Origin of the sequence: Microvirga terrae (assembly GCF_013307435.2) — a bacterium.
In the GTDB taxonomy this organism is placed as follows: Bacteria; Pseudomonadota; Alphaproteobacteria; order Rhizobiales; family Beijerinckiaceae; genus Microvirga; species Microvirga terrae.
Window position 1 is genome coordinate 1,584,683 of record NZ_CP102845.1, and the last position, 23,988, is coordinate 1,608,670.

The following is a 23,988-nucleotide window of genomic DNA, read 5'->3' on the forward strand; positions in this document are numbered from 1 at the left end:
TGTCATCGCCGGGCTTGTCTCGGCCGTCCCGATCGGAAGAGCGGTGTGCCTTTCTGATCGGGGTTCCCGGCGCAAGGCCGGCGACGACGGGGCGGAAAGGTGGAGAAGGTCCGAATCCGGTGCACTGTCGGCCCCCTGCCTCTGGAGACTCGGCCGCCGAGCGCTATGGTTCAAGCACCCTCACATACGATTCGATCATGCCCCCACGCAGCACCGCCTCCGAGACCCCAGTCGACCATCTGACGCCCGATGACGCGCGCACCGAGCACGAGTCGCTCGGCGCCGAGATCAAGGAGCACGACCGGCGCTATTACGAGGAGGACGCCCCGACCGTCTCGGATGCCGAATACGACGCTCTGCGCAAGCGCTACGAGGCCCTGGAGGATCAGTTCCCGGAACTGAAGACCCCCGAGAGCCTGACCCAGAAGGTCGGCTCCAAGGTGTCGGAGAAATTCGGCAAGATCCGTCACCGGGTGCCGATGCTGTCGCTCGCCAACGGCTTCGCCGACGAGGAGGTGGAGGAGTTCGTCGAACGCATCCGCCGCTTCCTGCAATGGAAGCCCGATGCGCCGCTCGCCTTCACGGCGGAGCCGAAGATCGACGGTCTGTCCTTGAGCCTGCGTTACGAGAACGGCAGGCTCGTGTCCGCCGCCACCCGGGGCGACGGCCAGGTGGGCGAGGACGTGACGAACAACGCCCGTACGGTGGGCGACATTCCGCACCGGCTCAAGGGCTCTGAGGTTCCTGACATCTTCGAGGTGCGCGGCGAGGTCTATCTCTCGCACGAGGATTTCGCCGCCATCAACGCGCGCCAGGAGGCGGCCGGCAGAGCGCTCTTCGCCAATCCGCGCAACGCGGCGGCGGGCAGCCTGCGTCAGCTCGATGCGTCGATCACCGCCTCGCGCCCGTTGCGGTTCTTCGCCTATGCCTGGGGCGAGGTGAGCGCCATGCCGGCGACGACGCAACACGGCATGATGGAGTGCTTCCGCAGCTTCGGCCTCACGGTCAATCCGCTCACCCGCCGCTGCCCCAGCGTCGCCGAGATGCTCGATCACTACCACGCCATCGAGACCGACCGCGCCAATCTCGGCTACGACATCGACGGCGTCGTCTACAAGGTCGACGAGCTGAGCCTGCAGCAGCGTCTCGGCTTCGTGTCCCGCTCGCCGCGCTGGGCGCTCGCGCACAAGTTCCCGGCCCAGAAGGCTGTGACGGTGCTCGAGGATATCGAGATCAACGTGGGCCGCACGGGGTCGCTCAATCCCATCGCGCGCCTGAAGCCCGTCACCGTCGGCGGCGTCGTGGTGTCGAACGCGACCCTGCACAACGAGGATTACATCAAGGGCATCGGCGGCAACGGCGAGAAGATCCGCAACGGGATCGACATCCGCATCGGCGACACGGTCGTCATCAACCGGGCCGGCGACGTGATCCCCAAGGTACTCGACGTGGTGCTGGAGAAACGCCCCGCCGACGCGCAGCCCTATGCCTTCCCGACCACATGCCCGGCCTGCGGCAGCCATGCGGTGCGCGAGGTCAATCCTCGCACGGCTAAGGAGGATGCGGTGCGCCGCTGCACCGGCGGCCTCATCTGCCCGGCGCAGGCCCGCGAGCGCCTCAAGCACTTCGTTTCGCGCAATGCCTTCGACATCGAGGGCATGGGCGAGCAGCGCATCGACGAGTTCTACGAGGAAGGGCTCGTCCAGCGCCCGCAGGACATCTTCACCCTGCAGGCCCGGAATGCCCGCAGCCTCAAGCGGCTGGAGAACCGGGAAGGCTGGGGCGAGACGAGCGCGAAGAATCTGTTCGCTGCCATCGAGGCGCGCCGCACGATCGCACTGAACCGCTTCATCTTCGCCCTCGGCATCCCGCATATCGGCGAAACCTCGGCGCGGCTGCTCGCGCGCCATTTCGGCACCTTCGAGCACCTGCGCGAGACCGCGAAAGCCGCAGCCGATCCCGCATCGGACGCGCATGCGGAACTCACCGCCATCGGCGGCATCGGGCCGGTGGTGGCAGAGGCGGTCGTTGAGTTCTTCAAGGAACGGCACAACGAGGAGATGCTCGATGCGCTGCTCGATCAGGTGACCGTCGAGGCCATGGAAGCGCCGGCCATGGCGAACTCCCCCGTGGCGGGCAAGACCGTGGTGTTCACCGGCTCCCTCGAGCAGATGACCCGCGAGGAGGCCAAGGCTATGGCCGAGCGCCTCGGCGCCAAGGTGGCGGGCTCCGTGTCCAAGAAGACCGACATCGTGGTGGCCGGTCCCGGAGCCGGCTCGAAGCTCGCCAAGGCGGCCGAGCTCGGACTCCAGGTCATGGACGAGGACGGCTGGTTCGCCCTCGTCGGCCGGGGGTGAGACTTCTGTCCAAGACTTCGACGCAATGATGTGGCATGGTGGCCCCATGACGGTGATCACCCCCGAGGTCTCGCTCGATCCGGACCTGGTCGGAGCGGGCGACGTGACGCATTTCTGGCGAGTGCCGCGCTACCGCGACCTTGATTGCCTGCGCGCGACCTTCCGCCGTCACGCCTATGCTCGCCACAGCCACGACACCTATGCCATCGCGGCGGTTCTGGCCGGCTGCGAGACCTTCTTCCACCGGGGCGAGCAGCACTACGCCCCGGCGGGCTCCGTGGCGGTCGTGTGCCCGGACGAGATCCATGACGGGGAGCCCTACGGTGGAGGGTTCGAGTACCGGACCTTCTACCCGTCGGCCGAGCTGATGCAGGAGATCGCCGAGGACGTGACCGGGCGGCCGCTCTCCCGCACGCCCTGGTTCCCGCATTCCGTGATCGCGGATCCTGAGCTGTTCCAGGCTCAGGTCCGGCTCCATGCCTGCCTGTGTCAGGACGAGCGCTGGTCATCCGAGATGGAGCAGGATACCCGGCTCATCGGGTTCCTGAGCCGCCTGATCGCCCGCTGGGCCGATCTCGATGCCCTGCCGGCTCTTCGCTATGGCTCGAAGGGCATCCTGCGGGCGCGGGACTATCTGGACGCCCATATGAGCGAGGAGGCGGACCTCGCCGATCTCGCCAGACTGGCCGGTCTTTCGCGCAGCCATTTCATCCGCGCCTTCGCCAAGGAGACCGGCCTGACGCCACACGCCTATCTGCTCGACCGGCGCTTCCGCGCGGCCACGCGGCTGCTGAGCCAGGGCGCTATGCCGGGCGACGTGGCGGCCGCCTGCGGGTTCTTCGACCAGAGTCACCTCAACCGCGTCTTCAAAGCCCGCATGGGCGTGACGCCAGGCGCCTACCGGGCCGCCTGAGACCGCACTTTCATCCAAGACGGGTCTCGATTCGGCGCGCATAAGGTGCGGGACAAACGAGTATGCTCATGGATCAAGCCAGTCCCTTTGCCCCGACCTACCGCCGCGAAATCCGGGCGGGCCTGCGCGACATCGCGCCCGTCGCCGTGGCGGCCATCCCCATCAGCCTGCTCTTCGGCGCGGTGGCGACCGCCAAAGGGCTGTCGCCGCTGGAGGTCACGGTGATGTCGGCCCTCGTCTTCGCCGGGGGAGCGCAGTTCGCCGCCATCGAGACCTGGATCCATCCCGCGCCCATCCTGACGCTCGCCTTCGCGACGCTGCTGATCAATGCTCGCCACGTGCTGATGGGCGCGTCGCTGTCGCCCAAGGTGGAGATGTCGCGGGTCCAGAGATTCCTGTCGTTCTTCTTCCTGACCGACGAGGCCTGGGCGCTTTCGGAGCGCCGTGCTCTCGACCGGCCGGTCACGGCCGCCTATTGGGTCGCCATGGGCGGCGTGCTGTGGGCGAACTGGACCTTCTTCTCCGGCCTCGGAGCGGTCCTCGGCTCGTTCCTCGGCGACCCGGAGCGGATCGGGGCGGACTTCGCCTTCACGGCCCTGTTCATCGGTCTCGTGGCCGGTTTCGGACGCAGCCGCGTGACCCTGGTCACGGTGGCGGCCAGCGCCGGCGTCGCGGCCCTGGTCCACCACTTCATCGGCGCGCCCTGGCATGTGGCCTCGGGGGCGCTCGCCGGCATCGTGGCCGCCTATCTGGCCGCTCCCGCGGAGGCGCGCCCATGAGCCTCGATACGACGACCCTGTTCGCCATCCTGGCCATGGCGGTCGTGACCTACGTCACCCGCATCGCCGGCCTGTTCGTGGCCGATCGCCTCGTGCTCACCGGCCGCGCCAAGGCGGCGTTCGACGCCATCCCGCCGGCCGTCCTGGTCGCGGTCATCGCGCCGACCGCCCTCACCACCGGATGGGCGGAAGCCGTTGCTGCCGCCATCACGGCTTTGGCGGCGTTCCGGCTTCCGCTCCTCGGCACGGTGGCGGTCGGCGTGGTGTCCGTCGTGGTGCTGCGGAACCTGATCTAGCCGACCGGCCGCGTCGCGTTGTCCAGCCACGCCCGCGTCTCCGCATCGAGCCCGGGCCCGATCTTCTCGCGCACCGCGGCGTGATAGGCGTTGAGCCAGGCGATCTCGTCGGCCGTCATGATGGCCGGCTCGACGAGGCGCAGGTCGATGGGCGTGAACGTGAGCGTCTCGAAGCCCATCATCTCGCGGTCGCCCCCGGGAATCGTGCGCGGCTCCACGAGGATGAGGTTTTCGATGCGGATGCCGTAAGCGCCCGTCTTGTAGAAGCCGGGCTCGTTGGACAGCATCATGCCGACTTCGAGCGGCGTGTGCCCGGTCTTGGCGATGCGCTGCGGGCCCTCGTGAACCGAGAGATAGCTGCCGATGCCGTGCCCGGTGCCGTGATCGAAGTCGAGGCCCGCGTCCCACAGGGGCTTGCGGGCGAAGGCGTCGATCTGGGCGCCCGTCGTTCCCTTCGGAAACACGGCCTGCGCGATGGCGATATGCCCTTTCAGCACCCGGGTGAACCGGTCCTTCATCTCGGCGCTCGGCTCGCCCACGATGACCGTGCGGGTGATGTCCGTGGTGCCGTCCTCGTACTGTGCGCCGGAATCGATCAGGAAGATCTGATCGCGCTCCAGGGGGCGGTTGCTCGAACGGGTGACACGATAATGGGGCAGGGCGGCATTGGGGCCCGCGCCCGAGATGCTCGGAAAGGAGACGTTCTGCAAGGCGCCGGTCTCGACTCGAAAGGCTTCCAGCGCCTCGACCGCATCGATCTCCGTGAGCGTGCCCGACGGCGCCTCGCGGTCGAGCCAGGCCAGGAAGCGCGCCACGGCCACGCCGTCGCGCAGATGCGCGGCATGGGATCCCGCGATCTCGGCCTCGTTCTTGACCGCCTTCATGAGAGCGATCGGATCCGCCCCGACATCGACCGTGCCGCCGGCCGCCTCGATGCGCCGGATCAGGGCGACGGCCCCGGTGGCGGAATCGATGCGGATCTTGCCGCCTGACTGGCCCAGGGAATCGAGCGCGGTCTGGAACGTGGCGATGGGAGCGAAATCGGCAAGATCGCCCACGGCGGCGCCGGCCTCGTTCGTCACCTTCGCCGGATCGAAGAAGAGGCTCGCGCGTCCTTCCTTGGGCAGGACGGCATAGCCGAGGGGCAGGGGCGTATGCCCCACGTCGCCGCCGCGCAGGTTGAACGCCCAGGCGAGGTTGTGCGGATCGGAGATGACGAGCGCGTCGATTTTCGCCTCTGCCATCTTCCTGCGGATCCGTTCCAGCTTGGCGGGCGCAGCCTCGCCTGCGTAGTCGAGCGGGTGCGGCCGGACGGGCGCCTGCGGCGGGGCCGGGCGGTCGATCCAGATCACGTCGACCAGATTGAGGTCGACCGGACAGAGCTTGCCGCCGGCGCGGCTCACCGCCTGCTCGAGCTTCTTCAGACCGTCGCTCGTGTGCAGCCAGGGGTCGTAGGCGAGGGTGCCGCCCTGCGGAAGATGACCGGCGATCCAGTCCTCAGGCGTGGCATCGGCGAGCTGGACGGGCGTGATGACGGAGGTGTCGACCTGCTCGGCCGCCTGCACGGTGTAGCGCCCGTCCACCACGAGGGCTGCTTCATCCCGAAGGATCACGGCCGTCCCGGCGGAGCCCGTGAAGCCGGTCAGCCATGCCAGGCGCTCTGCGCTCTTCGGCACGTACTCGCCCTGGTGCTCGTCGGCGCGGGGAACGATGAATCCATCGAACCCGCGCCGGGCCAGCTCGGCCCGCAGCTTGGCGATGTGCTGAGGGCCTTGGGCCGGGGAGGTGGTGTCGTCGAAGAACTGGAACTGAGCCATGGAAAGCAGCACCGAAGGGTCGCGAATGAAGAGGGCGACACGCTAGTGCATCGACCCCGACGGGGAAACCGTTTTCGAGCGCCGGGCAGGAGCGGGATCGTTGCCGCAGCCTAGGGCAGCCTGCCCAAGGATTATGCGTGTGATGCCTGGAATGCGAGCGAAATTAGTGATGTCCTGCAGCGGATGCATGACGCTCATGTGATCCTGTGACTACAACTAAAGTCGGACCGGCCTTATCTTCCTAGCAACGACAACAGAGAAACGCTGAAGGGTCTCAGCACCAATCTGTTGGGAGATGAGCCCATGATCGCAGCTGTCTTGTCCACCATTCTCCTCGGCACGTCCGAGAAGCCGACCGTGCTCTCGCGGGTCGTGACACGCATCGCCGAAAGCCGCGCCCGAAGCGCCGCGCAGCAACTGCGCCGCCATGAGGCGTACATCCAGGACCTGAGCCGCCGGCAGGACCATTCAGCCCTGTTCCTCGACCAAGGCGAGCCGCTCCCCGCCAAGATCTGATCGAAGCACTTTAGAAGAGAGACAATACAATGATCATCATCACCGCCATGAAAGCCATCCGCGACATCTGGGCCGAGACCTTCGAGCTCCGTCGCGAACTCGCCAAGCGCTATCCGGGCGTTCTGGCCGAGTAGTAGCGCTTACGGGCGGGGCAGCGGACGAGCGTTGCCCCGCTTCAGCACCAGCGCCGCCCAGCCCTCGAGATCGTAGCGGCGGCGCAGATACCAGCCCTGATGGGCATAGGTCGACAGCACTCCGGGAACGTCCCGGGCGAGCAGGCCCGACAGGATGATCGTTCCGTCCGGGCTTGCCACGCGCGCCAGCGACGGCGCCAGCATGCGCAGGGGCTTTGCCAGGATGTTGGCGAAGACCAGATCGAAATGGCCCGTGCGGTCGGCGTCCGGGTGGCGGATGCCCGGTCCGACGTAGAGCTTCATGAACGCCCCGATCCCGTTCAGCCGCGCGTTCTCGCGTGCCACGCGCACGGCTTCTGGATCGATGTCGCCGGCCACCACGGGCCGCTTCAGAATTTTCGCCGCCGCAAAGGCCAGGATCCCCGTGCCGGTCCCGACATCGAGCACGTGGCGGGGCGTGCGCGTCTTCAACTCATCCACGAACGCGAGCAGGCAGCCCTTGGTGGTGCCGTGATGGCCCGTGCCGAAGGCGAGCCCGGCTTCGATTTCGATGGCGATGTCGCTCGGGCGCCGTTCGTGCCGATCATGCGAGCCATGGACGAAGATGCGGCCCGCACGGACAGGCTTGAGACCTTCGAGCGAGGCCTTCACCCAATCCTTCTGCTCGATCGGAAGGAAGACGCCCTTGTCCGCTTCCGTGCCGACGATGGGCCGCAGCAGGTCCCGGATCGCAGCCTCGTCGGGCTGATGGGCGAAATAGGCTTCCAGCATCCATGGACCGCCATCCTCCGTCTCGAAGGACGCGACGGCCGTTTCGGCCGGATCGAAAATCTCCCCGATCATGTCGGTCATGGCGCGGGCGGAGCGCTCGTCCGTGGTGATGCGGAAGACGTGGGTGGGGCGGTTGGGATGAAGACCTTCGAGCATGGCCTCGCCTTAGCACCCCTTGCCCCGCAGGTCACCTGTCCGTGAGATCGAGCATTTCCGGGAACCGTCGAAGTGACGTCCCGTTGTGCCCTCACCCGATGCCGCGGCAGCCCTTGGCTGACGGCCGCGCTTGTTCCCTCTCCAGGAGATCCACCATGCCGGGACGTCTTTTCGACAAGGTTGCCATCGTGACGGGTGCCGGCACCGGCATCGGCGAGGCCATCGCCCTCAAGTTCGCCCAGGAGGGCGCGCGCCTTCTCCTCGTCGGCCTGCCGGATGATCCGGTGGACGATGTGGCCCGTACGATCAATGGGGCAGGCGGGTTTGCCGAGGTATATCTCGGCGACATCGCCGAGGAGCGTCACGCGCAAGCGGCCGTCGAAGCCTGCGTGAGTGCCTATGGGCGCATCGATGTCCTGGTCAACAACGCGGGCGTCTTCCTGGCGATCGCCGAGACCCAGGATTATCCCATCGACAAGTTCGACGAGACCTTCCGGTCGAACGTTCGCTCGGTCTTCCTCATGACCAGGTTCGCCTTGCCGCATCTGCAGGAAAGCCATGGCAACATCATCGCCACGGGCTCGGAGGCCGGCATGATCGGTCATCCGAAGAACACGCCCTATGGCGGCACGAAGGCCTTCATTCATTCCTTCATCCGCGGCGTGGCGGCCGAGCAGGTCCCTTACGGTGTGCGTGCCAACTGCGTCTGCCCCGGTCCCATCGACACCGCCTGGACGCACAAATCCACGGGCCCCATGGACGCGGAACTCGCCACGATGATCACGCAGGCTACTCCCATGGGCCGGCGCGGCACCCCGGAGGAGGTTGCGAACGTGTTCTGCTTCCTCGCCTCCGACGAGGCGAGCTTCGTCACGGGCGCGCTCTACATGGTCGATGGCGGCATCACGATCTCGAAGGGACCGGTTGGTGCCAAGGCCTCGTCGCATTTCAAGAAGCAGCCGAAAGGCAAGCTGCCGACGCGCCATTCCCATGACGGCCTTAAGAACAAGGACTACGAGACCCTGACCTGAGCCCTCGCTTCCGGAGCCGATCATGACCATGCTTTTCGAAACGGGCCTGTCCCGCCGGCTCTTCCTGCGCGGCACGGGCGGAGGACTTCTCTTAGGCTCCGCACTGGCGGCCGCAGGGCCGAGCTTTGCGCAGAGCAGCGGTGCGAGCGGGGGCGGCGGGTCGACCCTGCCGCCGGACCGGCCGACGGGGCGGCCCATGCCGGAGATGGAAAAGGCCATGCCGGAAGCACCCGGCAAGCGCCTGGGCTATGCCATCGTGGGGCTTGGGCAGTTCGCCCTGAACCAGATCATCCCGTCCTTCGCGGAAAGCAAGTCGTCGAAGCTCGTGGCCTTGGTCTCGGGAAACCGGGACAAGGCGCTTCAGGTGGCCGAGCGCTACGGAGTCCAGCAGAAGAACATCTACGACTATCAGAGCTTCGACCGCATCGCCGACAACGACGAGATCGACATCGTCTACATCATCCTGCCCAACGCCCTGCACGCGGAATATACGGTGCGGGCCTTCAAGGCGGGCAAGCATGTGCTGTGCGAAAAGCCCATGGCAGTGACGGCCGAGGAATGCGAGACCATGATCCGCGCCGGCCGCGAGGCGGACCGCAAGCTCATGATCGCCTACCGGGCCCAATACGAGCCGTACAACATGGAAGCGATCCGCATGGCGCGGGAAGGCGAGCTGGGCAAGATCCGTCTCGTCACCAGCGATCACGGGCGCATTCTCGATCCCAAGGTGCCGGCCGATCAGTGGCGCATGGTGAAAGCGCTCGCGGGTGGCGGATCGCTCTATGACATCGGCATCTACTCGCTGCAGGCGGCCCGCTACATCACGGGCGAGGAGCCGGTGGAGGTCTCTGCCCATATCTCCAGCGACACGAGCGATCCGCGCTTCAGAGAGATCGAGGAGCTCGTGGCGTTCCAACTCCGCTTCCCGTCGGGAGCGCTGGCCAGCCTGACATCGTCCTACTCCACTTCGCCGGTCAAGCGCATCCAGGTCTTCGGTTCGAAGGCTTCGCTGGTGCTCGATCCCGCCACCGAATACGAGCGCCACCAGATGATGGTGAAGACCGAGAAGGAGGAGCGGCGGGTGCAGAGTCCGGAAGGCAACCAGTTTGCCGCCGAGATGGATCACATGGCAAAGGCGGTGCTGGAGAAGCGGGAGCCCAAGACCCCCGGCGAGGAGGGTCTGCGCGACATCCGCATCATGCAGGCCGTCTATCGGGCCGCCCAGGAGGGCCGGCCCGTGTCCCTGGAGACGACAGGATCGACCGCCCGATAAGCCGCGATCCTGCCGTCGGCACGGGCGATCAGCCGGCCTGCAAAACCTTCTCTACAGGCTGCAGCACTTGCAGTTTCCCGGCTTCCTCGGCCTTGTACGCGCGCTGGGTGTCCGTGATGTAATCGCGCACGATCGGCGCGGCATCGCGTTTGCGGGCCAGCTGCATGTGGAACACGAGCTGGCTGCCGGTCGTGAACATGGTCTCGGCGCTGATGAGATAGAACTCGAACATCCGGCAGAAGCGCTCGTCGTACATGGCGGCGATCTTCTCCCGGTTGGCTTCGAAGCGCCGATGCCAATGATTGAGCGTCTTCGCGTAGTGAAGGCGCAGGAATTCCAGATCCGTCACCCAGAGCTGGTTCTGCTCGACAACGGGAAACACCTCCGACAGGGCGGGCGAGTAGGCGCCCGGAAAGATGTATTTCCTGAGCCACGGACTTGCCGTTCCGGGAGGGCTCATCTTGCCGATGGAGTGCAGCACCATCAGTCCGTCATCGTTGAGCAGAGCGTTGATCTTGGCGAAGAACTCGCCGTAATGGTGCACTCCCACGTGCTCGAACATGCCCACCGACACGATGCGGTCGAACCTCCTGTCGACCTTGCGATAGTCGAGCAGCTCGAAGCGCACTCGATCCGACAGGCCGGCGCGCCGTGCCTTCTCGTTGGAGAGTTCATACTGCTCCTTCGACAGAGTGACGCCCGTGACGTCCACGTTCTCCATAGCGGCGAGATAAAGCGCGAGATCGCCCCAGCCGCTGCCGATGTCGAGGATCTTCAGGCCGGGCCTGAGCTGCAGCTTGGACGCGATGAGACGCAGCTTGTTCTGCTGCGCCTCTTCCAGCGTGTCGTCGTCGTTGACGAAATACGCGCAGGAATACTGCATGCCCTTGTCGAGGAAGAGCTTGTAGAAGTCGTTTCCGAGGTCGTAGTGATGCGCCACGTTCTGCTGCGCCTTCCCGACCGGATTCGCCTGCTGAAATCGCTTCACGGTACGCGAGACGCGCTTGAGCACGTTCTGCAGCGGGTAACTGGCCAGTGTCGAGCGGTTCATCGAGAAGAGATTGAGGAAGTCCCGCAGGTTCGAACCGTCCTCGAAGCTAAGGCGCCCGTCCATGTAGGCTTCACCCGCATGCAGCTCGGGATTGAGGAAAAGCTTGTGATAGAGTGATCGGTCGGTCAGTCGCATGGTGACGCTTGGCCCCGGCTTTTCACCCCCGAAGGCATGCACGCCCCCCTGCGCGTCGATCACCTTCAACGTTCCTGCGCGTACGAAGGATTTCAGCATGTGGGACAGCGGGAACATCGGCACCTCTGATGATTGTTCGAACGGGCCGGATGGTTCCACAGTTGCAGGCAGGTGGCTAGAGGGAAAACCTGCAGATCAGAACGGATCTAAAGTACAGGAAAGACAGCCTATTTGGGGAACAACCATGAGTCGCTCCGGTTGGAAGCCTGACTCTCGTGGGGCCGAGAGCTGCCATGACATCCATCGAACAGGAGTAGCCGATGTTCTTCCGCCAGAAGCAGATGGCGTATCACGCCAAGCCTGAGAAGCCCGATCCGCTTTTTGCCAAGATGCTGCAGGAGCCCCTCGGCGGCCAATGGGGCGAGATCAGCGTGATGATGACCTACCTGTTCCAGGGCTGGAACTGCCGCGGTCCGCAGAAGTACAAGGACATGATCATGGATATCGGCACCGAGGAGATCGGCCATGTCGAGATGCTCGCCACCATGATCGCGCGCCTGCTCGAGACCTCGCCGATCGAGCAGCAGGAGGATATGGCCAGGAATTCGGTGGTGGGCGCCGTGATGGGCGGTGCCCGTGTGGAGGACGCCATTGTGGCCGGCATGAACCCTCAGCAGTATATCGTGGCGGGTCTCGGCGCCAGGCCGTCCGACAGCGTCGGCAATCCCTGGAATGCGGCCTACACCATCGCAAGCGGCAATCTGCTTGCCGATTTTCGCTTCAACGTGACGGCCGAGAGCCAGGGCCGCCTGCAGGTGGCGCGTCTCTACAACATGACGAACGATACCGGCGTGCGCGACATGCTCTCGTTCATGCTCGCCCGTGACACCATGCATCAGAACCAGTGGCTCGCCGCCATCCGCGAACTGCAGGAGGATGGGCTTGAAGATACACCAGTTCCGTCGAATTTCCCGCAGGACCTGGAGAAGACCGAGGTTTCCTACCAATTCCTGAACCATTCCGAGGGAATGGAAAGCCAAGCGGGGCGCTGGGCACAGGGACCCGCACCGGACGGGAAGGGCACCTTCACCTATGTAGACCGTCCGCCGGCCTATACGGAGGATGAGGGTCAGCTCAACCCGATCGACCCGCGTGTCTATGGCACGCCGCCTGCACCGGTGCCGCCAGCTGCTGCGGAGTGATCATCGCGCGTTCCGCACTCGATCCCATGTCATGGCCGGGCTTGTCCCGGCCATCTCGCTTCTGAAAGATGTTGCGCTTCTGATCGGGATCACCGGCACAAAGCCGGTGACGACACGACGAGATCCCGTCAGCCCAGGGCTTCGACGAAGCTGTCCAGCACCATCTTGCGTCCGGCCTTGTCGAACGCGACGGTGAGCTTGTTGCCGTCCACCGCCTCGATGGTGCCAGGGCCGAACTTCGTGTGCAGGACCCGTCCACCCACGGCAAATCCCGAACCACCGGTGGACTTGGCCACCAGCTCGCCTTCGATCAGCATCGGTCCTCTCCGGTCGCCGGAGCGGCGCGCGGAAGAGACGCCATCATCCGTCGTGGCGCGATGAGCCTGGGCGCGCTGCCAGCCCGGGGTCTGGTAGGAGGAGCCGCTGAAGGGCTGCATGCGGTCGAAGCGTGAGCCGCCGCCATAACCGCCATACGAGAAGTTTGCCGGCGCCTCGACAATCTCGACGTTGGTCTCCGGCAGGTCGTCGACGAAGCGGCTCGGAACGGTCGAGTTCCACAGGCCGTGGATGCGCCGGTTGGAGGCGAAGTAGATCTTGGCGCTGCGCCGGGCGCGGGTGAGGCCCACATGGGCGAGGCGGCGCTCCTCCTCGAGACCGGCGCGGCCGCTCTCGTCGAGCGCGCGCTGGTTCGGGAACAGGCCTTCCTCCCAGCCGGGCAGGAAGACCGTGTTGAACTCCAGGCCCTTGGCCGCGTGGAGGGTCATCAGGCTCACGCGCTCGGCGGTGTCGCTTTCGTTGGCTTCCATTACCAGCGAGACGTGCTCGAGGAAGCTCTGCAGGTCGGGGAATTCCTCCATGGAGCGCACGAGCTCCTTGAGGTTTTCGAGGCGTCCCGCCGCATCGGCCGATTTGTCCTTCTGCCACATGTCAGTATAGCCGGATTCCTCCAGCACCGTCTGGGCGACCTCGGACTGCGTCATGGTCTCGGAGAGCTTCGACCAGCGGCCGAAGGAGATCAGAAGGTCGCGCAGGGTGGCACGGGGCTTGGGCTTCAGCTCGTCCGTCTCGACGATGAAGCGCGCCGCCTCCACCAGCGGCACGCGGGCCGCGCGGGCGTGGTTGTGCAGCACCTGGATGGTAGCATCGCCCAGGCCGCGCTTGGGTACGTTCACGATCCGCTCGAAGGCGAGATCGTCCGCCGGCTGATTGACGACACGCAGATAGGCCAGCGCATCGCGGATTTCGGCGCGCTCGTAGAAGCGCGGGCCGCCGATGACGCGATAAGGCACGCCGAGCGTCACCAGCCGGTCTTCGATCTCGCGCATCTGGGCCGAGATGCGCACCAGGATGGCGATCTCGGAGAGCGGGTGCTTCTTGGCGTGCAGCGCCTCGATCTCCTCGCCGATCAGGCGCGCCTCGTCCTCGGAGTCCCAGGCGCCGGTGATCGTCACCTTCTCGCCGGCCTCGTCCTCCGTGCGCAGGGTCTTGCCGAGGCGGCCCTGGTTCTTGGCAATGAGGCCGGAGGCCGCCGAGAGGATGTGGCCCGTCGAGCGGTAGTTGCGCTCCAGGCGGATCACCGTGGCGCCGGGAAAGTCGTGCTCGAAGCGCAGGATGTTGTCGACCTCGGCGCCGCGCCAGCCGTAGATCGACTGATCGTCGTCGCCGACGCAGCACAGGTTCTTGCGCGCCTGGGCGAGCAGCCTGAGCCAGAGGTACTGGGCGACGTTGGTGTCCTGGTACTCGTCCACCAGCATGTAGCGGAAGCGGTTCTGGTACTGCTCCAGGATGTCCGGATGCTCGCGCCACAGGCGGAGGCATTCGAGCAGGAGGTCGCCGAAATCGACGGCGTTCAGAACCTTCAGTCGCTCCTGATAGGCCCGGTAGAGCCGGCCACCTTTGCCGTTGGCGAAGGCTCCGGCCTCGCCGGCCGGCACCTGATCGGGCCCGAGGCCCCGGTTCTTCCAGCCGTCGATATGAGCGGCGAGCTGGCGGGCCGGCCAGCGCTTCTCGTCGATCCCTTCCGCCTCGATCACCTGCTTCATCAGGCGGAGCTGATCGTCGGTGCCCAGGATCGTGAAGTCGGAACGCAGGCCCACCAGCTCCGCGTGGCGACGCAGGATCTTGGTGCCGATCGAGTGGAAGGTGCCGAGCCACTGCATGCCCTCGGCGACCGGACCGATCACCGAGGTGATGCGCTCGCGCATTTCCCGGGCGGCCTTGTTGGTGAAGGTCACGGCCAGGATCTGGGACGGGTAGGCCTTGCCGGTGGCGATCAGGTGCGCGATCCGGGTGGTGAGCACGCGGGTCTTGCCGGTGCCGGCGCCCGCCAGAACGAGAACCGGGCCTTCCGTGGCCTCGACGGCGGCGCGCTGCTCCGGGTTCAGCCCGTTCAGATAGGGCGATTGGGGCGCCACCGCCGCGCGGGCGCGGGCGCTCAGGGAACCGGACGCCGGCTCATGGGCAAGGCTGTCCTGCGGGTCGGGTCTGGGATCGGACTGATTCATCGGCGGGACCATGGATCAAAAGGCGAACGGCGTCGAGCCTGAATCCCGGTCGATCCTGCCGCAGGCTCGAACTTCCAGGCTTCGATTCCATTGTCGGAAAGAGCTTCCATCGCCATATGGGTATGGCAGGCCCGGAGAGGAATGTCCCATGCGTATCGTGGTGGCCCTTGCCATCGTCTCAAGCCTTGTCATGGCCGTGCCGGCCGAAGCCCAGACGCGCCTGCCGCGCACGAGCCCGGCGGAACGGAACACGGATGCGATCAACCGGCGGATCCAGCAGGATCAGCAGATCCTGGGCGTCGAGCAGGACATCCAGAGCAAAAGCAACCAGATCCGTCAGAATGTCGACCGGGATCGCCTTTTCGCCCCTCGCTATCTGCCTCCGGTGCCGCGTGCCGGCTGCGGGCGCGGGAGGATATGCTAGTGGCGCGTGCCTGACGCCGACAGGGCATCCTGAATCTCGGCCTTGTGCGGAATGCCGATGACCCGGCCCAGGGCCTGCGGCTTCGTCAGCCGGGCATGGGTCGCCTTCATCACGGCGAGGTTGGCCGCGATGTCGTCGGGGAAGGGGCAGACCTTCCGGGTTTCCATGTCCACGTGGAGGGAAAGCCCCTCCATGGACGCCGCCACCCAGCCCTCGGTGGCGTGGCGGATCTCCAGATAATAGTGGATGCGCTTCTCGTCGAAATCGACCAGCTGAAGCGTGACGCGCACGCGGTCGTGCATCTTCAGCTCGCGCTTGTAGAGCGTATGGATCTCGGCGGCGAAGAACGATGCCCGGCGCTTTTCCAGGTAATCGTGGCCGAGCCCCACGAGGCTGAAGCCTTCCTCGACGGCCCGGTCGAAGAGCACGTGGTAATAGGCCATGTTCATGTGGCCGTTATAGTCGATCCAGGCGGGTTCGACCCGCATCGTCGAGGACACGAAGGGCGCAAAGAAAAACACGGGCGTGCGCTTGTCCATGGTCAGTGCCGTCCCTCGACGCCGCTCAGGCGGGCATTCCTTTCCTGACGGGACAGGAATGTTAGCACATTCAGGCGTGTTGCGAAGGAGGGGTGCGGCATCTTTCTCATCCGGAGTGTTGCCTTTGCAACGGTTCTGATAGCTATGGGAAGAACGAGCATCACAACCGGATCTGAAGCCTTCATGAATACCTTCCAAGCGACCGCCCGTCAGAAAGCCACGGACGCCTCCGTGGCCGCTCTGTCATCCGCCCTGTCCGGGCGTTTCGGCGACCGGGTCGTGACCTCGGCCGCCGTGCGCGAGCAGCACGGACATACCCTGACCTGGGTGAAGAACCAGCCGCCGGACATCGTGGTCTACCCGCGCACGACGGAGGAGGTTTCGGAGATCGTCAAACTCTGCGCCGAGCACGAGGTTCCGATCATCCCCTATGGGACCGGCACGTCTCTGGAAGGCCATATCAACGCGCCCTACGGGGGCGTTTCCATCGATCTCAGCCTGATGAAGCGGATCATCGCCGTCCACGACGAGGACCTGGACTGCGTGGTCGAGGCGGGCGTGACCCGCAAGGAGCTGAACGAGTTCCTGCGCGACAAGGGCCTGTTCTTCCCCATCGATCCGGGGGCCGACGCCTCCATCGGCGGCATGGTGGCGACCCGGGCGTCCGGCACCAATGCGGTCCGCTACGGGACCATGAAGGACGTGGTGCTCTCGCTCACCGCCGTGCTTCCCGATGGCGAGATCGTCAAGACGGGAAGCCGCGCCAAGAAGAGCTCGGCGGGCTACGACCTGACCCGCCTCCTTGTCGGCTCGGAGGGGACGCTCGGCATCGTCACCGAGATCACCCTGAAGCTCCACGGCATCCCGGAGGCGATCTCGGCCGGCATCTGCCCGTTCCCGTCCGTGAAGGCGGCCTGCGATGCGGTGATCATGACGATCCAGACCGGCATCCCGGTGGCCAGGATCGAGCTGCTCGACGAGGTCCAGGTGCGGGCGGTCAACCTCCATGCCAAGCTCTCCCTGCCCGAGAGCCCGCTGCTGCTCCTGGAATTCCACGGTTCCGAGGCCGGGGTGCAGGAGCAGGCCGAGCGGTTCGGCGAGATCGCAGCCGAGTTCAGCGGCGGCCCGTTCGAATGGGCCACGAAGTCGGAAGAGCGGTCCCGGCTCTGGCAGGCCCGGCACGACGCCTATTGGGCCGCCAAGGGCCTGCGACCCGGGGCCCAATCGGTCGCGACCGATGTCTGCGTGCCGATCTCGCGCCTCGCCGAATGCGTGGATGCCACCAAGCAGGACATCCTGGCCAGCGGCCTGATCGCCCCCATCGTGGGCCATGTGGGTGACGGCAACTTCCACGTCCAGCCCCTGGTGAACGCCGATGATCCGGCGGAAATCGAGGCCTGCGAGGCTTTCGTGGACCGGCTCGTGCGGCGGGCGGTGGCCATGGAGGGGACCTGCACGGGCGAGCACGGCGTGGGGCAGAAGAAGATGAAGTACCTGGAGCTGGAGCATGGGCCGGCCGCCCTGGCCCTCATGCGCGTCTTGAAACAGGCGATCGATCCTCACAACATCATGAACCCGGGCAAGATCATCGCGCTTTGACGGTGGAACACGCGGAACGGCGCTCCCGGTCCTCGGCGTCATGGGGTAGGACGTGTCACGGTAACGGAGAAAAGGCAGCCTCTTGCGCGATATCCTGACGATCATCGCATCCATCGTGATCCTGATCCTGGCGATCGCCGTAGCGGCGCCTCCCTTCGTCGACTGGGAGGCTCATCGCGACACGATCGACCGGATGATCTCGCGCGCATCCGGCACCGAGGCTCGCACCGAAGGCGACATCGGCATCCGGCTCCTGCCCGAGCCCCGCTTGACCCTCGGGCGCCTGAGGCTCGGCGGCAAGACGCCGGATTCGCCGGTTCTCACCGCCGACGGGGTCCGGGCCGAGGTAGCCCTAACCCCTCTGCTCCGAGGCGAGGTGCGGTTCACGGAGACGCGGGTGGGCCGGGCCGATATCCGCATCCCGGTCTCGGGCGACGGTGACTGGCGCCTGCCGCCCGATCTCGTATCGGGCAGCGGCCGCGGCCGCGAGTGGGCCATCGAGAACCTCACCGTGGCCCAGCTTCTGGTCACGACGCAGAGTGCCAGCACCGGCCGCACCAACCAGGCCTTCGCCGAGAACGTCGCCATCGAGGGCCAGAGGCTGATCGGCCCCTGGCGGGTCGAGGGGACGACCTCCGGGGTGCCGTTCCGGCTCGTCACGGGAGAACTGGCCGAGGACAAGACCGTTCAGGTCAAGCTCTCGGGTGGAGGCGACAATTATCCGCGCTTCGACATCGACGCCCGGCTGGGGCTGAACGAAGGAAGCGGCGAGGCCGCGACCCCGCAGGTCGCCGGCAAGGCGAAGGTCCTCTTCGGCCCTCCGGCTCAGATCGCAGCCGCGGGCATTCCGATCCCGATCGCGGTCGAAACCGAATTCAAGACGGTGCCTGGCGCCGTCGAGCTCAACCCGGCCAGCCTCGAGGCCGGCGAGGGCGGCGCCAGCCTGCGCATGACCGGACAAGGTCGGATCGGTCTCAACGATCCCCGCATCTCCCTGAAGCTCGAAGGCCGCCGGCTTGATGCGGACAGCTTCATCCTGTCCGGGAACGGGCAGGATTTTAAGAGCCGGCTGCAAGGATGGTCCCTGCCGCTGATCCGGGTGCCGATCGATCTCGATCTCAAGATCGACAGCATCGGCCTGGGCCAGGAGGATCTGTCGAACGCGGTCCTGCGGCTGTCTCTCGACACGGGCCGGGCGACTCTCGACCGGATCGAGTTCAATGCTCCTGGCGAGACCAGGGTGGCGATCGAAGGACAGCTCGGCCTGACCACCCGGGGCGGCATCAACGGCAAGGTGGCCCTGGCCTCCAACGGGTCCGACCGTCTGGCGCGCTATCTTGCGCGCATCGGCCTCAACTCGCCGCTGCTCAGGGTGCTCGACGGACGTCCCGTCGAGGCCTCTTCGGAGATCGCCTTCTCGAACCCCGTCCTGTCCTTCAACCGTCTGCGCCTCAAGACGGGCGAATCGGTCCTGACCGGGAACGCCCGCTATACGGCGCCGGAGGCCAGCGAGCGCGGCAAGCTGGAGGCCCAGGTGGCGATCCAGGGCCTGAACCTCGACGACCTGCCGCAGGTGTCGAGCGTCTTCCAGGCGACCGAGAACCTCGACGTCGGCTTCATCCTGGACGCCCGCGGCGTCAGTGCAGGCAAGAGCCCCGCCACCGGCCGGATCTCAGCCCGCATCCTGTCGGACGGGCCGGCGCTCATGGTCGAGACCCTCGACATCGTCGATCTCGCCGGGGCCAATGCCCGGGTGCGAGGGCGGATCGCCCCGGACGGTTCGGGGCAGATCACCGGAAAGGTCACCGCCCAGCGCGCCAATCCTCTGGTCGACCTCTTGGGAAGCGTATGGATCGGCGGAATCTCGAAGCTCGTCCCCACCTTCGTCCGTGAGGGCGCGCTCGATCTCGATGTCACGTCGGAGCGCGTCGCACCGGCGCCCGGGTCGACGGAGCTGCGCCTGCGCACGACCGCGAAGGGGCGGGTGGCCGGAGGGCCGTTCGAAGGGCAGGTCGACTCCCTCGACGGGCGGACCGAGAGCCTCACCATCGCGTTGTCGGCCGAGAATACGGGGCGCTGGGTCAACCGGGCGACCATGGCCGGGCTGAACCGGCCCTCCCGGGTCGACCTCCGGGGCACCCGGGTCGGGTCCGGATTGTTCAACGTCACCCTCGCGGGGGACATTGCCGGCGCCAAGGTCGCGACGACACGCCCCTTCGCCCTGAGCGAGGCGGATGACGTGGTGGACAGCGGCGAGGTCGAGATCTCGACGCCCGACATCACGCCCTTCCTGCTTCTCCTCGGGGACGGGGCGGGGGTCGCACCGCCGGTACCCGTGACCGGCCGCGTCACCCTGGGCCGGGAGCGGGGCGCGACCCTGCTCGACGTCAACGGCAAGGTCTCGAGCGACAACGTGCAGGCACGCCTCGTCGCGGCCTCCCGGTCGGAGATCAGCGGCGACGTCTCCCTCGGGCGGCTGTCCCTGCCATGGCTCGTGGCCGCCCTGTCGCTCAACGTGCCGGGAGACCAGAGCGCCACGGCGATCTGGTCGACCGCCCGCTTCGGGCAAAGTGGGCGCCTCGTCTCCGGCGGGCAGGTGACGGTCCGGGTCGGGGCCCTCGAGCTGGGCCGCGGCCTTCAGGCCAGCCGCGCCTCCTTCGTGCTCGGAGCGCAATCGGACGGGATCTCCATTCGCAATCTCGACGCCACCATCGGGTCGGGCCGGATCACGGGTTCGGCCGCTATCACACGGCAGGAAGGCACGGCCACCATCGTAGGCGAAGGCGCCCTGGAGAAGGTCCCCCTGTGGGCCCTGACCGGAGCCTCGCCGTTCGAGGCCGTTCTGTCGGGTCCGCTCCGATTCGGGGCTGCTGGCACGAGCCTGTCCGAACTCGTGGCCAATCTCGGCGGTGCCGGCGACTGGCAGGTCACCAATCTGCGCCTTCCCGCGGCCGACCCGACCGTGTTCGATAAGGCGCTCAAGCGGGCGCTCGCCGAGAACGATCCCCTGGCCGAGGGCAAGGCGGAAGCGATTTTCGGGATCGAACTCGGCCGGGCTCCCTTCAATGCGGCGCCGATCAAGACCTCGGCCGCCCTCGTCGGCGGAATGCTGCGGCTCTCGCCCTTCGTGGCCGAGAGCGGGTCGGCCACCTGGCAGGGCGCCGTCACCTACGATCTGAAGACCCTGCAGCTCGATGCCCGCGGAGCTCTCACCGCCAAGTCCTCGCCTCCGGAATGGGTCGGTGCGCCGCCCTCGGTCGGATTGAGCTGGCAGGGCTCCCTCTCGGCGCCCGTTCGTCAGATCGACGCGGGCCCGTTCCGCAACGGACTGGCCGCCATCGTGCTCAAGCGCGAGCTGGAGAAGATCGAGGCGTTCGAGCGCGCCGCGGCCGAACGTCAGCGCCAGATCGACGCGCAGCGCGAGGCCGAGCGGCAGAGGGCCAAGGCGGCCGAGGAAGAGGCTCTCCGCCAGGCCCGGGCCCGGGCGGAAGCCGAGCGCGCCCGCCGGGATGCGGAGCGGCTGCAACAGGAGCAGCGGAACCAGCCGGAGCAGGAGACCGCCCCCTCGCCGGCCGCCGCGCCGCCCCTGACCCCGCCAGTGCAGATCGGCCCGCCGCCCTCGGTCTACGGGACGCCCACGCGATAGGGCCGGTTGGGCAAGCCTCATGGGCCGGGGCGCCATGCCCTGGAGCCACCCTCCGCCCGTCTTGGCGCGCTCCGCCTGTGCTGACACCCACCACGTCATGGCCGGGCTGGTCCCGGCCATCCCGCTCATGTGAAGCGCCGTGCCTTACGGATCGAGATCACCGGCCCAAGGCCGGTGATGACGTGCGGAGGGTCGGAGTGGTGGACAGGTGTGGGTGCGGTGATGTTCCACCTTTGTTCTTGACGGCGGGTGCAAGCTAAGCTATATCGTTGTTCAGATCGGTTCCTTCGAGGGGCGCGCTCGCGAGGCGTCGCAAGTGTGGGAGCCGGCACGGTCCTGCGACAGGCTTCGCACCCCTGGGCGCGCAGGAGGCCGACCTTGGGCTCCGTCCAGCTGGTCCGCCTGAAAAGAACCGTGCGCGACGAGCAGCTTGGCTCTCGCTTATCACCTCAGACATCGAGCCGGGCTGCCACTCGCGCCACCCTCGATCATCCTGAAGGCTCGCAGCGCAAGCTGCGGGCCCGCTGGTGCTGCTCTTTGACATCAGCACAGATCGCAAACCCGCACCGCAGCGCGACGCTCCCCCGTCACCCGACCCTGCCCCGTCATGGCCGGCCCTGTGCCGGCCATCCCGATCAGAAAAGCGCGGCGCCTCAAGCAATCGAGATCACCGAGACACGCCCGGTGATGACCGGGAGAGGGGATCAGGGCGGGCCCATCCCGATACGAAAAGGCGCGGCGCCCTACAGAAGCGGGATCACCGGGACAAGCCCGGTGATGACGCGGAGAGGATCAAGGTGGGCCATTCCGATCCGGTGAGGCGCGGCGCTCCACACATTGAGATCACCGGCACGAGGCCGGTGATGACCGTGAGGGGGCCAGGTCCCGCGATCCCGATCCGGATCAGTACAGAGTCTCACAGCAGCGGCAGCGCCGAGACACGCCGGGTGACGACGGCGGAGGCCTCGCGGGCCATCGCTAGGGCTGAGTGACGCCGTCCGACGAGTGCGTGCCCAGCCGCCGGCGCAGGTCCGTCAGGACGAAGACCCGGATTGCCGAGGAAAGGTTCTGGTCGCCCCGGTCGGCATCGATGCGCCCGATCAGGGACTGGATGGACATTCTGTCTCGTTCGGCGATCTCCCTCAGCCCTTCCCAGAAGGGCTGCTCGAGGGAGATGCTCGTCCGGTGGCCGGCAATGGAGACGGATCGTTTGACGATGCCGAAGCCCATTCACGCCTTCTCGGGGTCGTCGCGCTGATGCGCATCGAGGCGGCTCTTCGCCAGATCCCGCTCGGCCTTGGTCAGGTTCTTCTCGGCCTTGGTGCGGCCGAACGCGATGCGGTTCTGGTCGGCGCGGACCTCTTTCTCGGCCCGCGCCTTGTGCTTGCGCGCCCGGCGCAGATTGATGATCTCTGCCATGGCGCGAGTCTAGCCTATTCGCCCGGCTGAAGCATCGTCTCGGGGCGCACGACGGCGTGGAAATGGTCTTCCGCGACGCCGGCCTTGAGAGCCTCTTCCTTCAGGGTCGTGCCGTTCTTGTGCGCCGACTTGGCGATGGCGGCCGCCTTGTCGTAGCCGATGGACGGAGCGAGCGCCGTCACGAGCATCAGCGAGCGCTGCATGAGCTCGTTGAGGCGCTCCCGGTTCGGCTCGATGCCCACCACGCAATTGTCGGTGAAGCTGACCGCGCCGTCCGCGATGAGCCGGATCGACTGCAGCACCGCATTGACGATCACGGGCTTGAACACGTTGAGCTCGAAATGGCCCTGGCTGCCGGCGAAGGTCACCGTGGTCTGGTTGCCGGCCACCTGGCAGCACAGCATGGTCATGGCCTCGGCCTGGGTCGGATTGACCTTGCCGGGCATGATCGACGAGCCGGGCTCGTTCTCGGGCAGCGAGATCTCGCCGATGCCCGACCGGGGACCCGAGCCCATGAGACGGATGTCGTTGGCGATCTTGAACAGGCCGGCCGCGAGGCTCGCCAGCGCGCCGTGCGTGTAGACGAGGGCGTCGTTGGACGCGAGCGCCTCGAACTTGTTGTGCGCCGATGTGAAGGGCAGGGCGGTGAGTTCCACCACCTTCGAGGCGAAGCGGTCGGCGAATTCCGGATGGGCGTTCAGGCCCGTGCCGACAGCCGTGCCGCCCTGCGCGAGGGCGTAGATGCCGGGAAGCGTCTGCTCGACACGCGCGATGCCGAGCTGCACCTGGGCGGCATAGCCGGAGAATTCCTGGCCGAGCGTCACCGGGGTCGCGTCCTGCAGGTGGGTGCGACCGATCTTGACGATGTCCTTGAAGGCCTCGGCCTTGTCGTTCAGGGCCTTGTGCAGGTGCTTGAGGGCAGGGATCAGCCGGTCATGGACCTCGCGGGCGACCGCGATGTGCATGGCCGTGGGGAACGAGTCGTTTGACGACTGGCCCATGTTCACGTGGTCGTTGGGGTGAACCGGCTTCTTGCTGCCGCGCTCGCCGCCGAGGCGCTCGATGGCGAGGTTCGAGAGAACCTCGTTCATGTTCATGTTCGACTGGGTGCCCGAGCCGGTCTGATAGACCACGAGCGGGAACTCGTCGTCGTACTTGCCCTGCACGACGTCGCCCGCGGCCGCCGCGATGGCATCGGCCAGGCGCGGCTCCAGCTTGCCCAGATCCTTGTTCACGAGGGCGGACGCCTGCTTCACGATGGCCAGCGCATGGACCAGGGGCAGCGGCATCCGGTCGGTCCCGATGCGGAAGTTCTGGAGCGAGCGCTGCGTCTGGGCGCCCCAGAACTTGTCGGCGGGAACGTCGATGGGGCCGAAGGTATCTGTTTCGATGCGGGTTGAGGGCGACATCCTGACCTCTTTCGATG

19 protein-coding genes are annotated in these 23,988 nt (G+C 66.5%); 11 read left to right on the forward strand and 8 right to left on the reverse strand.

The annotated features are described in order from the left end of the window. Positions 1–197: 197 nt before the first annotated feature. The 4 genes from ligA (at position 198) to HPT29_RS07510 (ending at position 4,345) form a co-directional block, all read left to right on the forward strand. The gene (gene ligA / locus HPT29_RS07495; protein ID WP_173947392.1) at positions 198–2,357 is read left to right on the forward strand and encodes an NAD-dependent DNA ligase LigA; all 2,160 of its coding nucleotides are present in this window, start codon (positions 198–200) and stop codon (positions 2,355–2,357) included. A gap of 46 nt (positions 2,358–2,403) precedes the next feature. Then, positions 2,404–3,270, forward strand: coding sequence for an AraC family transcriptional regulator (locus HPT29_RS07500; RefSeq protein ID WP_173947393.1), 867 nt, complete (start codon positions 2,404–2,406; stop codon positions 3,268–3,270). 68 nt (positions 3,271–3,338) lie between these two features. Then, on the forward strand, positions 3,339–4,049 hold the full coding sequence (locus HPT29_RS07505; protein WP_173947394.1) for an AzlC family ABC transporter permease: 711 nt from the start codon (positions 3,339–3,341) through the stop codon (positions 4,047–4,049). Beyond that, complete coding sequence (locus HPT29_RS07510; protein ID WP_173947395.1) at positions 4,046–4,345, forward strand: AzlD family protein; 300 nt, start codon at positions 4,046–4,048, stop codon at positions 4,343–4,345. The genes HPT29_RS07505 and HPT29_RS07510 overlap by 4 nt, the downstream gene beginning before the upstream one ends. Here the strand turns inward: HPT29_RS07510 and HPT29_RS07515 are convergent. After that, positions 4,342–6,162: an aminopeptidase P family protein gene (locus HPT29_RS07515; RefSeq protein WP_173947396.1), complete on the reverse strand. Its 1,821-nt coding sequence runs from the start codon at positions 6,160–6,162 to the stop codon at positions 4,342–4,344. The genes HPT29_RS07510 and HPT29_RS07515 overlap by 4 nt on opposite strands. A 303-nt stretch (positions 6,163–6,465) precedes the next feature. Here HPT29_RS07515 and HPT29_RS07520 point away from each other — a divergent pair, with 303 nt between their 5' ends. Further along, positions 6,466–6,678: a hypothetical protein gene (locus HPT29_RS07520; protein ID WP_173947397.1), complete on the forward strand. Its 213-nt coding sequence runs from the start codon at positions 6,466–6,468 to the stop codon at positions 6,676–6,678. 140 nt (positions 6,679–6,818) lie between these two features. On the opposite strand, the gene HPT29_RS07525 is transcribed toward HPT29_RS07520, so the two are convergent. Beyond that, complete coding sequence (locus tag HPT29_RS07525) at positions 6,819–7,739, reverse strand: 50S ribosomal protein L11 methyltransferase (RefSeq protein ID WP_173947398.1); 921 nt, start codon at positions 7,737–7,739, stop codon at positions 6,819–6,821. A gap of 155 nt (positions 7,740–7,894) precedes the next feature. Here HPT29_RS07525 and HPT29_RS07530 point away from each other — a divergent pair, with 155 nt between their 5' ends. Next, positions 7,895–8,770 (forward strand): SDR family NAD(P)-dependent oxidoreductase, encoded by an 876-nt coding sequence (locus HPT29_RS07530; RefSeq protein ID WP_173947399.1) that lies wholly within the window; start codon positions 7,895–7,897, stop codon positions 8,768–8,770. Positions 8,771–8,792: 22 nt separating this feature from the next. Next, positions 8,793–10,043 (forward strand): Gfo/Idh/MocA family protein, encoded by a 1,251-nt coding sequence (locus tag HPT29_RS07535; RefSeq protein ID WP_259060511.1) that lies wholly within the window; start codon positions 8,793–8,795, stop codon positions 10,041–10,043. Positions 10,044–10,071: 28 nt separating this feature from the next. Here the strand turns inward: HPT29_RS07535 and HPT29_RS07540 are convergent, their stop codons facing one another. Then, the gene (locus tag HPT29_RS07540) at positions 10,072–11,346 is read right to left on the reverse strand and encodes an SAM-dependent methyltransferase (RefSeq protein ID WP_173947400.1); all 1,275 of its coding nucleotides are present in this window, start codon (positions 11,344–11,346) and stop codon (positions 10,072–10,074) included. A gap of 203 nt (positions 11,347–11,549) precedes the next feature. Between HPT29_RS07540 and HPT29_RS07545 the strand changes: the two genes are divergently transcribed. Continuing rightward, on the forward strand, positions 11,550–12,431 hold the full coding sequence (locus tag HPT29_RS07545; RefSeq protein WP_173947401.1) for a manganese catalase: 882 nt from the start codon (positions 11,550–11,552) through the stop codon (positions 12,429–12,431). A 128-nt stretch (positions 12,432–12,559) separates the two neighbouring features. On the opposite strand, the gene HPT29_RS07550 is transcribed toward HPT29_RS07545, so the two are convergent. Further along, positions 12,560–14,935 carry an ATP-dependent helicase gene (locus HPT29_RS07550; RefSeq protein WP_173947402.1) on the reverse strand — a complete coding sequence of 792 codons (2,376 nt, stop codon included), beginning with the start codon at positions 14,933–14,935 and terminating at the stop codon, positions 12,560–12,562. A 148-nt stretch (positions 14,936–15,083) separates the two neighbouring features. On the opposite strand from HPT29_RS07550, the gene HPT29_RS07555 reads away from it, so the two are divergent. Further along, complete coding sequence (locus HPT29_RS07555) at positions 15,084–15,359, forward strand: hypothetical protein (RefSeq protein WP_173947403.1); 276 nt, start codon at positions 15,084–15,086, stop codon at positions 15,357–15,359. On the opposite strand, the gene HPT29_RS07560 is transcribed toward HPT29_RS07555, so the two are convergent. Continuing rightward, complete coding sequence (locus HPT29_RS07560) at positions 15,356–15,898, reverse strand: thioesterase family protein (protein WP_173947404.1); 543 nt, start codon at positions 15,896–15,898, stop codon at positions 15,356–15,358. The two genes, HPT29_RS07555 and HPT29_RS07560, sit on opposite strands and share 4 nt — an antisense overlap. 183 nt (positions 15,899–16,081) lie before the next feature. On the opposite strand from HPT29_RS07560, the gene HPT29_RS07565 reads away from it, so the two are divergent. Next, positions 16,082–17,497: an FAD-binding oxidoreductase gene (locus HPT29_RS07565; protein WP_173947405.1), complete on the forward strand. Its 1,416-nt coding sequence runs from the start codon at positions 16,082–16,084 to the stop codon at positions 17,495–17,497. A gap of 82 nt (positions 17,498–17,579) precedes the next feature. Continuing rightward, positions 17,580–21,143 carry an AsmA family protein gene (locus HPT29_RS07570; protein ID WP_173947406.1) on the forward strand — a complete coding sequence of 1,188 codons (3,564 nt, stop codon included), beginning with the start codon at positions 17,580–17,582 and terminating at the stop codon, positions 21,141–21,143. A 978-nt stretch (positions 21,144–22,121) separates the two neighbouring features. Here the strand turns inward: HPT29_RS07570 and HPT29_RS07575 are convergent. Genes HPT29_RS07575 through fumC form a run of 3 tightly spaced genes read right to left on the reverse strand, consistent with a single transcriptional unit; the run spans position 22,122 to position 23,971 of the window. Continuing rightward, positions 22,122–22,373 carry a ribbon-helix-helix domain-containing protein gene (locus tag HPT29_RS07575; RefSeq protein ID WP_173948333.1) on the reverse strand — a complete coding sequence of 84 codons (252 nt, stop codon included), beginning with the start codon at positions 22,371–22,373 and terminating at the stop codon, positions 22,122–22,124. After that, on the reverse strand, positions 22,374–22,562 hold the full coding sequence (locus HPT29_RS07580) for a DUF4169 family protein (RefSeq protein ID WP_173948334.1): 189 nt from the start codon (positions 22,560–22,562) through the stop codon (positions 22,374–22,376). Between the two features lie 14 nt (positions 22,563–22,576). Continuing rightward, positions 22,577–23,971, reverse strand: a complete 1,395-nt coding sequence (gene fumC, locus HPT29_RS07585) for a class II fumarate hydratase (RefSeq protein ID WP_173948335.1) — start codon at positions 23,969–23,971, stop codon at positions 22,577–22,579. Positions 23,972–23,988 lie beyond the last annotated feature (17 nt).

What these genes read in the sequence shown, in the direction of transcription:
- ligA (WP_173947392.1), top strand. Translation starts at nt 198, where the DNA reads ATGCCCCCACGCAGCACCGCCTCCGAGACCCCAGTCGACCATCTGACG.
- HPT29_RS07500 (WP_173947393.1), top strand. Translation starts at nt 2,404, where the DNA reads ATGACGGTGATCACCCCCGAGGTCTCGCTCGATCCGGACCTGGTCGGA.
- HPT29_RS07505 (WP_173947394.1), top strand. Translation starts at nt 3,339, where the DNA reads ATGGATCAAGCCAGTCCCTTTGCCCCGACCTACCGCCGCGAAATCCGG.
- HPT29_RS07510 (WP_173947395.1), top strand. Translation starts at nt 4,046, where the DNA reads ATGAGCCTCGATACGACGACCCTGTTCGCCATCCTGGCCATGGCGGTC.
- HPT29_RS07515 (WP_173947396.1), bottom strand. Translation starts at nt 6,162, where the DNA reads ATGGCTCAGTTCCAGTTCTTCGACGACACCACCTCCCCGGCCCAAGGC.
- HPT29_RS07520 (WP_173947397.1), top strand. Translation starts at nt 6,466, where the DNA reads ATGATCGCAGCTGTCTTGTCCACCATTCTCCTCGGCACGTCCGAGAAG.
- HPT29_RS07525 (WP_173947398.1), bottom strand. Translation starts at nt 7,739, where the DNA reads ATGCTCGAAGGTCTTCATCCCAACCGCCCCACCCACGTCTTCCGCATC.
- HPT29_RS07530 (WP_173947399.1), top strand. Translation starts at nt 7,895, where the DNA reads ATGCCGGGACGTCTTTTCGACAAGGTTGCCATCGTGACGGGTGCCGGC.
- HPT29_RS07535 (WP_259060511.1), top strand. Translation starts at nt 8,793, where the DNA reads ATGACCATGCTTTTCGAAACGGGCCTGTCCCGCCGGCTCTTCCTGCGC.
- HPT29_RS07540 (WP_173947400.1), bottom strand. Translation starts at nt 11,346, where the DNA reads ATGTTCCCGCTGTCCCACATGCTGAAATCCTTCGTACGCGCAGGAACG.
- HPT29_RS07545 (WP_173947401.1), top strand. Translation starts at nt 11,550, where the DNA reads ATGTTCTTCCGCCAGAAGCAGATGGCGTATCACGCCAAGCCTGAGAAG.
- HPT29_RS07550 (WP_173947402.1), bottom strand. Translation starts at nt 14,935, where the DNA reads ATGAATCAGTCCGATCCCAGACCCGACCCGCAGGACAGCCTTGCCCAT.
- HPT29_RS07555 (WP_173947403.1), top strand. Translation starts at nt 15,084, where the DNA reads ATGCGTATCGTGGTGGCCCTTGCCATCGTCTCAAGCCTTGTCATGGCC.
- HPT29_RS07560 (WP_173947404.1), bottom strand. Translation starts at nt 15,898, where the DNA reads ATGGACAAGCGCACGCCCGTGTTTTTCTTTGCGCCCTTCGTGTCCTCG.
- HPT29_RS07565 (WP_173947405.1), top strand. Translation starts at nt 16,082, where the DNA reads ATGAATACCTTCCAAGCGACCGCCCGTCAGAAAGCCACGGACGCCTCC.
- HPT29_RS07575 (WP_173948333.1), bottom strand. Translation starts at nt 22,373, where the DNA reads ATGGGCTTCGGCATCGTCAAACGATCCGTCTCCATTGCCGGCCACCGG.
- HPT29_RS07580 (WP_173948334.1), bottom strand. Translation starts at nt 22,562, where the DNA reads ATGGCAGAGATCATCAATCTGCGCCGGGCGCGCAAGCACAAGGCGCGG.
- fumC (WP_173948335.1), bottom strand. Translation starts at nt 23,971, where the DNA reads ATGTCGCCCTCAACCCGCATCGAAACAGATACCTTCGGCCCCATCGAC.